We start from the raw sequence: 9,538 nt of genomic DNA on the forward strand, positions 1-9,538 counted from the left end.
CGCTTGGTTCAGGCGGGGGTGCGCAACACGCGCGGGACCTTGAATTCGACGTTTTCGACGGCTGTTTCGACCAGTTCCTCGGACACGTCAAAGCGGGCCTTGAAAGCGTCGATGACTTCGTTGATCAACACTTCGGGTGCCGACGCGCCGGCGGTGATGCCGATGCTGCTGATGCCGCTCAGCGCGCGCCAGTCGATATCACCGGCGCGCTGGACCAGCTGCGCATAGGCGCAGCCGGCGCGCGACCCGACTTCGACGAGACGCTTGGAGTTCGAGGAATTGGGCGCACCGACGACCAGCATCGCATCGCACTTGGGGGCCATCGCCTTGACCGCTTCCTGTCGGTTTGTGGTGGCGTAGCAGATGTCTTCCTTGTGGGGCCCGATGATACCTGGAAACCGGGCCTGCAAGGCCGCGACGATGTCGGCGGTGTCGTCCACGCTGAGCGTTGTTTGCGTGACATAGGCCAGCTTGTGCGGATTACGGACCTCGATCCGGTCTACGTCCTGCGGTGTTTCGACGAGCAGCACGTCGCCTTGCGGCAGTTGCCCCATCGTGCCGATGGTTTCGGGATGCCCTTCGTGGCCGATCATGATCATCTGCAGGCCCGCGTCGGCGTGGCGCTGGGCCTCGATGTGGACCTTGCTGACCAGCGGGCATGTCGCATCGACATAGATCATGTTGCGCGCCTGCGCCGCATTGGGGACCGATTTGGGCACGCCGTGGGCCGAGAATATCACCGGGCGGTCATCGGGGCATTCGGACAGTTCCTCGACGAACACGGCACCCTGGTCGCGCAAGCCGTCCACCACGAATTTGTTGTGCACGATCTCGTGGCGCACGTAGACGGGTGCGCCCCATTTCTCCAATGCCATCTCGACGATCTTGATCGCGCGGTCGACGCCCGCGCAAAACCCGCGCGGCGCGGCAAGATAGAGGGTGAGCGGTGGCTTGGGCATAGAGTTCTCCGGTGTTGGGCTACACAGGTAGGTGCGCGCGCGCGCGGCGTCCAGCCTCGAATGCGGCTATCGGCGGACGAGGGGCGGCTGCATCGGTGTCGCAGCATCGGCGCGGTAGCAGACGCAAAATTCGCGACCCCCCTAGTAGGGAGATCGGTTCGGTACGCGGTGGTAGGGCAGGTGCGGGTGCCGCGCATACGTCAGTGTGCTTTACCGTCCCCTATTATCATGAGGCAAATGCACCGGTTCGTGTAAACGAAACCGGGGCTCTATTTGTCAGACGGCGCGAAACCCTCAGTTTGTGTCAGAATCGGGTATTTCGCGAGGGGGGCGACCGACGACTTCGCGCAGGTCATTCAATTCGATGAAATTATCGGCCTGACGTCGCAAATCGTCCGAGATCATTGGGGGTTGGCTGCGAATCGTCGAGACGACGGAAACCCGGACGCCCTGCCGTTGCAGCGATTCGACGAGCGGCCGGAAATCACCATCGCCCGAGAAGATGACAATATGATCGACGTGCGGCGCAAGTTCCATCGCATCGACGGCGAGTTCGATGTCCATGTTGCCCTTCACCTTCCGGCGGCCCATGCTGTCGGTGTATTCCTTGGCCGGTTTCGTGACCATCGAAAAGCCGTTGTAGTGCAGCCAGTCGACAAGGGGCCTGATCGGCGAATACTCGTCATTCTCCAGCAGAGCGGTATAATAGAAGGCGCGCAGCAATTTGCCGCGGCGCATGAACTCCTGTCGCAGCAGCTTGTAATCTATATCGAAACCTAGCGTCTTGGCCGCAGCGTAGAGGTTTGAGCCGTCTATGAACAATGCGAGACGCTCGTCCTTGTAAAACATCCGAAATCCTTTATCCGGCAGGCGGTACGAGAAATGGCGGGGCTCTCGTCAAAACCGAGAAGCGCGCCAACCGTGCAAATCTGCCATGAAGTAGTTATTTGAGCGAAACATGTAGGGGTTTAAATTCATGCTGCAAGCCGGAAAGTATCGCGAGACGGGTAGGTCTGGGCACAAGAGTCCCGATTATCAATTGATTGCGCTTGGATCTAACCTCGCGTCAGGCGCAGGATCTTCGCAACAAACGCTTGAAAAGGCTCTGGCATTGCTTGGCGGGTGCGGCGTGGCTGTGTCCGCTGTGAGTCGTTTCTACCGAACGCGCGCTTTTCCGCCGAACTCCGGCCCGGATTTCGTAAATGCCGCTGCCGCCGTGGTATTCGCGGGGGATCCCGCAGGCTTGCTTGCGCAGTTGCACGGCGTCGAGGCGGAGCTGGGCCGCGCCCGGAAGGTGCGTTGGGGGCCACGCAGTCTCGATCTGGATCTGATCGCCTTCGGGGCGCAGGTTCTGCCCGATGCCGCAACGCACCGGAAATGGCGTGAACTCAGCCTTGCGGATCAACAGGCGCGGGCACCGGATCAGCCGATTGTACCGCATCCACGCCTGCAGGACCGCGCCTTCGTGCTGGTTCCCCTGATGGATATCGCGCCGGACTGGGTGCACCCGCTGCTTGGCAAAACCATCCGCCAGCTTTACACTGCGCTGCCCGAAAATGAGCGCGCCGAGGTGGTCGCGCTCTAATACCTGCTTGTAAATCCGGCCGAACGGGCTTAGGTACCCTTTTCAAACAGATTTTTCTTATTGGAGCGTCCAATGGCCCGCGTAACCGTCGAAGATTGTGTTGATAAAGTCCCGAATCGGTTCGAGCTGGTGATGCTAGCGGCGCACCGCGCCCGCGAAATCGCCGCCGGATCCGCCGTGACCGTCGATCGTGACAACGACAAGAATCCGGTTGTTTCATTGCGTGAGATTGCCGAGGAAACGCAGTCTGCCGATGACCTGCGCGAGCGGATGATCGAGAGCAACCAGAGCCAGATCGAGGTTGACGAGCCCGAAGAGGACGCGATGGCGCTTTTGATGGGTGCAGAGCAGGACAAGCCGGAAGAGGACAGCATGTCCGAAGAGATGCTTTTGCGGCAGCTGATGGCTGCGCAAGGGCAGGGGTGAAGCTGGCGGGATATCGCTTCCCGCTGTTGGGGTGATAGAGGCAGACAATGGCGATCACTGCCGATGACCTCATCAAACTCGTCCGCGGATTCAACCCGAAAACCGACGCAGCATTGATCGGCAAAGCGTTCGCCTACGGCGAGCGCATGCACGAAGGGCAATTTCGCCATTCGGGCGAACCCTACTTTACCCATCCCGTTGCAGTCGCGGCAATTCTGGCCAAGCAGCAGCTTGACGATGCGACGATCATTACCGCGCTGCTTCACGATACCATCGAAGACACGCCCGCCTCCTATGGCGAAGTGGAAAAACTGTTCGGGCACGAAGTGGCCGAGCTGGTCGATGGCGTGACGAAACTGACCAATCTTCAGCTCAATTCGACCGAGACAAAGCAGGCGGAGAATTTTCGCAAGCTGTTCATGGCAATGTCCAAGGACCTGCGGGTGATTCTGGTCAAGCTGAGCGACCGCTTGCACAACATGCGCACGATCAAGGCGATGCGCCCCGAAAAGCAGGCCCAGAAAGCGCGCGAGACGATGGACATCTTCGCGCCGCTCGCCGGGCGCATGGGGATGCAGTGGATGCGTGAAGAGCTGGAAGATCTGGCGTTTCGTGTCCTCAACTCCGAAGCGCGTGCGAGCATCATCCGGCGGTTCATCACCTTGCAGAAAGAAACCGGCGATGTGATCCAGCGGATCACCACGGACATGCGCAAGGAGTTGAAGAGGGCCGATGTCGAGGCAGAGGTTCTGGGCCGCGCCAAGAAGCCCTATTCGATCTGGCGCAAGATGGAGGAAAAGGAGCAATCCTTTTCGCGCTTGTCCGACATTTACGGATTTCGGGTGATCACCGGCAGCGAGGAAGATTGCTATCGCGCATTGGGGGCGATCCACCGGCGCTGGCGCGCGGTGCCGGGGCGGTTCAAGGATTACATCAGCCAACCGAAAACCAATGGCTACCGGTCGATCCATACGACCGTTTCGGGGCGCGACGGAAAACGGGTGGAGGTGCAGATCCGCACCCGCCAGATGCACGATGTGGCCGAAACAGGTGTTGCGGCGCACTGGTCCTACCGCGACGGGGTGAGATCCAAGAACCCCTTTGCCGTCGATCCGGCGAAATGGATCGCGCAGCTGACCGAGCAATTCGACGGCGAGGATGATCACGAGAGCTTTCTCGAGGCGGTCAAGCTGGAGATGTATACCGACAAGGTGTTCTGCTTTACCCCCAAGGGCGAGGTGATCAAGCTGCCGCGCGGGGCGACGCCGATTGATTTCGCCTATGCGATCCACACGCGGATCGGATCGGCGTGCGTAGGTGCCAAGATCGACGGATTGCGCGTGCCGCTATGGACACGGGTGAAGAACGGTCAGTCCGTCGAAATCATCACCGCGCAGGGTCAGACGCCGCAGGCGACATGGCTTGATATCGCGACAACGGGCAAGGCCAAGACGGCCATTCGCCGCTCTCTGCGCGAGGTGGATCGGGGCCGGTTCATCAAGCTGGGGCGCGAGCTGGCGCGCTCGGCCTTCGAGCAGGTCGGCAAGAATGCGACCGAAAAGGTGCTTGAGACCGCCGCGCGGCACTTGCGGCTGAAAAACCGCGACCATCTGCTGGAGCAGTTGGGCAGTGCGGAGTTGACCGGGCGCGACGTGGTCGATGCGGTCTATCCCGATCTGTCCGCGGCGCCGGGCGATGTGGTGGACCGCAAGCGCGCGGTCATCGGCCTTGAGCCAGGCCAGTCGTTCGACCGCGCATCCTGTTGCGATCCCCTTCCGGGAGAGCGGATCGTCGGGATCACCTTTCGGGGCAAGGGCGTGACCATCCACGCGATTGATTGCAACCGGTTGAGCGTCTACGAAGAGCAACCCGAACGCTGGCTTGACCTGCGCTGGCACGATGGCAGCCATCCGGCGGTTTATGGTGTGACGCTCGACATGACGATCGGGAACGATCGCGGTGTGCTGGGCCGTATCTGTACGCTGATCGGAGAGGCCGAGGCGAACATCGCCGACCTCAATTTTCTCGAACGCAAACCGGATTTCTTTCGCCTGCTGGTGCGCGCGGAGCTGCGCGACGCGGCGCAATTGCATGCCCTGATGACGACGCTCGAAGCGGAGCGCGATGTTGCCTCCATCAGCCGTCACCGCGACCCGGGACAAAGTGCTTACCCGCAGAACGAAGCGGAGGCCGCTCCTTGATTTTCAAACGCCGCGATCCGAAGCCGTTTCTGCGGTCCGTGGCGGAGTTTTTATGGCCCCGGGGCGGTTGGACTCGGGCGTTCCACTACGTCAAGCACCGCATGCGCCGCCTGCCCGACAGCCCCGAGCGGATCGCGCGGGGTATCTGGGCGGGCGTGTTCACGACGTTCACGCCGTTGTTCGGTATGCATTTTGTTGTCGCAGCTTTGCTTGCGAGAGTGATGAAGGGCAACATCCTTGCGTCCCTGATGGCCACATTCGTGGGAAATCCACTGACGTTCGTCTTTATCGCGCTGGCCTCGCTGAAATCAGGGCACTGGATTCTGGGGACCGAGCTGGAGCAGGGTGAGTTGCGGGCGTTGAGCACGAAATTCTCGGACGCCGGCGTCGATCTGTGGCAGAACTTCCTGTCGATCTTTACATCGGCACAGATGGATTGGTCGGGGCTGGCAATCTTTTCGCGCGACGTATTCTATCCCTATCTGATTGGTGGAATCCTGCCGGGAATCTTCTTTGCGACGCTAAGCTATTATCTGATGGTGCCGATCCTGCGGGCCTATCAAAAGCGGCGCAAGGGTTTGATCAAGGCGAAGTTCGAGGCACTCAAGGCGAAAACGGCTGCAAAGGCCGAAGAAAAGAAGCTGGCGTCGGCGAAAGAGAAAAAGGAAAAGGCCAATGGCTGAGAACGGCAAACTGCGTTTGGGCGTCAACATTGATCATGTGGCAACGGTGCGCAATGCGCGTGGCGGGGCATACCCCGACCCGTTACGCGCGGCGCGGATCGCACAGGAGGCTGGTGCCGATGGCATCACGGCCCACCTGCGCGAGGACCGGCGCCACATCTCGGACGCGGACATCGATGGGCTGATGGATGTGCTGACGGTGCCCCTGAATTTCGAAATGGCGGCGACGGACGAGATGCAAAAGATCGCGCTGCGCCACAAGCCGCACGCTGTCTGCATCGTGCCGGAAAAGCGCGAGGAGCGGACAACGGAGGGCGGTCTGGAAGTGGCGCGCGAAGAGAACCGCCTTGCCCATTTCATCGCGCCCTTGCGCGATGCGGGCAGCCGCGTGTCGATCTTTATCGCGGCCGAGCAGCGGCAAGTCGAAGCGGCGCACCGGATCGGTGCCGAGGTGATCGAGCTGCACACCGGTGCGTATTGCGACGCCCATGCCGAAGGCCGCACGCAGGAGGCCGGTGCCGAGCTGGAGCGTCTGCGCGAAATGGCGGCGTTTGCACATGGTTTAGGGCTTGAGGTTCATGCCGGGCATGGTTTGAGCTTTGACACGGTCGCGCCGGTGGCGGCGTTTCCCGAGGTGCAGGAGCTGAACATCGGGCATTTTCTGGTGGGCGAGGCGATCTTCCTTGGCCTCGCCCCTGCGATACAGGAGATGCGGCGGTTGATGGACGGCGCGCGCAAGCAACATTGAGAGATCTTATGGGCTGCATCACATGATCCTCGGCGTCGGCACGGATCTTGCGAATATCGACCGGATCGCCGGCACGCTGGAGCGGTTCGGCGACCGGTTCCGCAACCGTGTGTTTACCCCGACCGAACAGAACAAGGCGGAGCGCAGGCGCGACGTCGCCGGCACCTATGCCAAACGCTGGGCGGCCAAGGAGGCGTGCTCCAAGGCGCTGGGCACCGGGCTGCGCATGGGCATCAGCTGGCGCGACATGGCGGTGAGCAATCTGCGCACCGGCCAGCCGGTGATGGAGGTGACGGGGTGGGCCGCAGATCGGCTTGCCAGCATGACACCCGCCGGTCACGAGGCGATCATTCACGTCACGCTGACCGACGATCACCCTTGGGCGCAGGCCTTCGTGGTGATAGAGGCGCGACCGCTCCCGCGGTGACGCCAGGTGCGCGGGACGGCAGGCCACCTTGACACTGCGCCGGACCCTGCGCATGTAACCCCAACCCAGACGAGATAGGAGCGCCCGATGGCCAAGACGGAAAAACAGGGCAATGCGTTTGTCGAGACGATCAAGACAGTCGTCTACGCACTGCTGATTGCGGGCGTCTTCCGGACGCTGTTTTTCCAGCCTTTCTGGATCCCGTCCGGCTCGATGAAGCAGACTCTGTTGATCGGCGATTTCCTGTTCGTGAACAAAATGGCCTACGGTTATTCCTATGCGTCCTGCCCCAGCGTCGTGCTGCCCCGCTTTGGCATCAATCTGGATGCAAAGAAGCTGTGCGGCGTGTTCGACGGCGACAACACGCGCCTGTTCGGCGGCGACCCTGAGCGTGGCGATGTAGTGGTATTCCGGCACCCGGTATCGGGGCGTGACTATATCAAGCGGTTGATCGGGTTGCCCGGAGACAAGGTGCAGGTCGACAACGGTATCCTGCGGATCAACGGGACCGTGGTTCCACAGGAAGCAGACGGCACCTTCGAGGAGGTGATGACGCTGCAAGGTCCACAGGGACTGCGGCCGCGCTGTGCCAACGGTGCGGTGGGCGAGGGGGGTACCTGCATCAAGGAGCGCGCGATCGAGACGCTGCCGAACGGGGCGAGCTATGCCGTGCTCAACATAGGGCCGCAGGGGTCTGACCGGACCGGCGTCTATACCGTGCCTGAAGGTCATTATTTCTTCATGGGTGACAACCGCGACAATTCTGCCGACAGCCGTTTGGCGCAGACCGCAGGGGGCGTTGGTTTCGTGCCTTACGAAAACCTCATCGGTCGTGCGGACCGGATCGTGTTCAGCTCGGCGGGACGGTCGATGCTGTTTTTCTGGACGTGGCGCGGCGACCGCTTTTTCGAAGCGATCAAGTGAAGCTGTCGGCGGAACTCAGAGCGTTCGAGACGCGCCTCGGCTACCGCTTTGAGCGACCGGAACTCTTGAACCGGGCCGTGACCCATGCGTCGATGTCGACACCGAATCGCGACGACAACCAGCGGCTTGAATTTCTGGGCGACCGGGTGTTGGGGCTGGTGATGGCGGAGACGTTGCTGGATCTGGATCCGAAGGCTTCGGAGGGGCAACTGGCGCCGCGCTTTAATGCGCTGGTGCGCAAGGAAGCCTGCGCGGACGTTGCCCGCGAGCTTGATATCGGCGCGGTTCTGAAACTGGGCCGGTCGGAAATGTTGTCAGGCGGTCGGCGCAAGCTGGCGCTTCTGGGCGACGCGATGGAGGCGGTGATCGCTGCGGTCTACCTCGACGGTGGCTTTGACGCGGCGCGGTCTTTGGTGCTACGGCTTTGGGGCGACCGGACGACGCAGGTGAAACAGGACGCGCGCGATGCGAAAACGGCGTTGCAGGAATGGGCCCAGGCGCGGGGGCTTGAACCGCCGAAGTACGTGCAAACCCAACGCAGCGGACCCGACCATGCACCGGTTTTCACCATCGCTGCGCGGCTGTCTACCGGCGAGGAAGCCTTTGCCACCGCTGGCGCGAAACGCGCCGCTGAACAAGACGCCGCCAAGACATTGCTGGCGCAACTGGAGCAGAAGAAATGACCAAGGCCGGATTTGTCGCCCTGATCGGTGAGCCGAACGCGGGAAAATCGACGCTGCTGAACCGGATGGTCGGCGCCAAGGTGTCGATTGTGACGCATAAGGTGCAGACCACCCGCGCGCGCATCCGGGGTGTGGCGATCGAGGGCGAGAGCCAGATTGTTTTCGTTGACACGCCGGGCCTGTTTCAGCCGCGCCGCAGGTTGGACCGCGCGATGGTGGCCGCCGCATGGGGGGGTGCGTCGGACGCGGATATCATCGTGCTGCTGGTCGAGGCACAGCGTGGCGTGACCGAGGGGGTCGAGCGTATCCTCGAAGGGCTGACGGAGATCGGCAAGGGCCGCCGGGTGGCGCTGGCGATCAACAAGATCGACCGCGTCGAAGCGCCCGTGTTGCTGGGGCTGAGCAAGGAATTGAACGACCGGTATCCGTTCGTCGAAACCTTCATGATTTCCGCCGAGAAGGGCTATGGCGTCGACGTGCTGCGCAGTTGGATCGCCGAGGATTTGCCGGAGGGGCCGTGGCTTTATCCCGAAGACCAGATCGCGGATCTGCCGATGCGCATGATCGCGGCGGAGATGACCCGCGAAAAGCTGATCCTAAGGCTGCATCAGGAACTGCCCTATCAGCTGACGGTGGAGACGGAGAACTGGGAGGAGCGCAAGGATGGTTCGGCGCGGATTGACCAGCTGATCTATGTGATGCGGGACGGGCACAAGGGCATCGTGCTGGGCCACAAGGGCGAGACGATCAAGGCGGTGAGCAAGGCCGCGCGCGAGGAGCTCGAAGAGTTTTTGGGGCGCAAGATCCACCTGTTCATGCAGGTGAAGGTACGGCCGAACTGGCTGGAAGAGAAGGAACGCTATTCCGAGATGGGCTTGGAGTTCAAGGATGGCAACAAGTAG

The 9,538-nt window shown here is 61.5% G+C and carries 11 protein-coding genes; 9 read left to right on the forward strand and 2 right to left on the reverse strand.

Annotated elements, in window-relative coordinates:
* Positions 1-8: 8 nt before the first annotated feature.
* Together ispH and Q1A06_RS16905 are read right to left on the reverse strand one after the other, a co-directional pair.
* Positions 9-959, reverse strand: a complete 951-nt coding sequence (ispH, locus tag Q1A06_RS16900; RefSeq protein WP_299566418.1) for a 4-hydroxy-3-methylbut-2-enyl diphosphate reductase — start codon at positions 957-959, stop codon at positions 9-11.
* 294 nt (positions 960-1,253) lie between these two features.
* A complete protein-coding gene (locus tag Q1A06_RS16905) occupies positions 1,254-1,808 on the reverse strand; it encodes an NYN domain-containing protein (protein ID WP_299566421.1) in 555 nt (184 codons plus the stop codon).
* 127 nt (positions 1,809-1,935) lie between these two features.
* Between Q1A06_RS16905 and folK the strand changes: the two genes are divergently transcribed.
* From folK to era, 9 genes are all read left to right on the forward strand, one after another.
* Entirely contained in the window at positions 1,936-2,544 is a 609-nt protein-coding gene (gene folK, locus Q1A06_RS16910; protein ID WP_299566424.1) for a 2-amino-4-hydroxy-6-hydroxymethyldihydropteridine diphosphokinase, read from the forward strand.
* Between the two features lie 72 nt (positions 2,545-2,616).
* Complete coding sequence (gene rpoZ / locus Q1A06_RS16915) at positions 2,617-2,970, forward strand: DNA-directed RNA polymerase subunit omega (RefSeq protein ID WP_299566427.1); 354 nt, start codon at positions 2,617-2,619, stop codon at positions 2,968-2,970.
* Between the two features lie 47 nt (positions 2,971-3,017).
* Positions 3,018-5,171, forward strand: coding sequence for a bifunctional (p)ppGpp synthetase/guanosine-3',5'-bis(diphosphate) 3'-pyrophosphohydrolase (locus tag Q1A06_RS16920; RefSeq protein WP_299566430.1), 2,154 nt, complete (start codon positions 3,018-3,020; stop codon positions 5,169-5,171).
* The gene (locus Q1A06_RS16925; protein WP_299566433.1) at positions 5,168-5,854 is read left to right on the forward strand and encodes a DUF2062 domain-containing protein; all 687 of its coding nucleotides are present in this window, start codon (positions 5,168-5,170) and stop codon (positions 5,852-5,854) included. Before Q1A06_RS16920 ends, Q1A06_RS16925 begins: the two co-directional genes overlap by 4 nt.
* Positions 5,847-6,602, forward strand: a complete 756-nt coding sequence (locus Q1A06_RS16930) for a pyridoxine 5'-phosphate synthase (RefSeq protein ID WP_299566436.1) — start codon at positions 5,847-5,849, stop codon at positions 6,600-6,602. The genes Q1A06_RS16925 and Q1A06_RS16930 overlap by 8 nt, the downstream gene beginning before the upstream one ends.
* A 22-nt stretch (positions 6,603-6,624) precedes the next feature.
* Positions 6,625-7,029 (forward strand): holo-ACP synthase, encoded by a 405-nt coding sequence (acpS, locus tag Q1A06_RS16935; protein ID WP_299566439.1) that lies wholly within the window; start codon positions 6,625-6,627, stop codon positions 7,027-7,029.
* Between the two features lie 87 nt (positions 7,030-7,116).
* Positions 7,117-7,953: a signal peptidase I gene (gene lepB, locus Q1A06_RS16940; RefSeq protein ID WP_299566441.1), complete on the forward strand. Its 837-nt coding sequence runs from the start codon at positions 7,117-7,119 to the stop codon at positions 7,951-7,953.
* Positions 7,950-8,636, forward strand: a complete 687-nt coding sequence (rnc, locus tag Q1A06_RS16945) for a ribonuclease III (RefSeq protein ID WP_299566444.1) — start codon at positions 7,950-7,952, stop codon at positions 8,634-8,636. The genes lepB and rnc overlap by 4 nt, the downstream gene beginning before the upstream one ends.
* Positions 8,633-9,538 carry a GTPase Era gene (gene era / locus Q1A06_RS16950; RefSeq protein ID WP_299566446.1) on the forward strand — a complete coding sequence of 302 codons (906 nt, stop codon included), beginning with the start codon at positions 8,633-8,635 and terminating at the stop codon, positions 9,536-9,538. The genes rnc and era overlap by 4 nt, the downstream gene beginning before the upstream one ends.

It is taken from the genome of uncultured Sulfitobacter sp. (assembly GCF_947497275.1).
GTDB lineage: Bacteria > Pseudomonadota > Alphaproteobacteria > Rhodobacterales > Rhodobacteraceae > Sulfitobacter.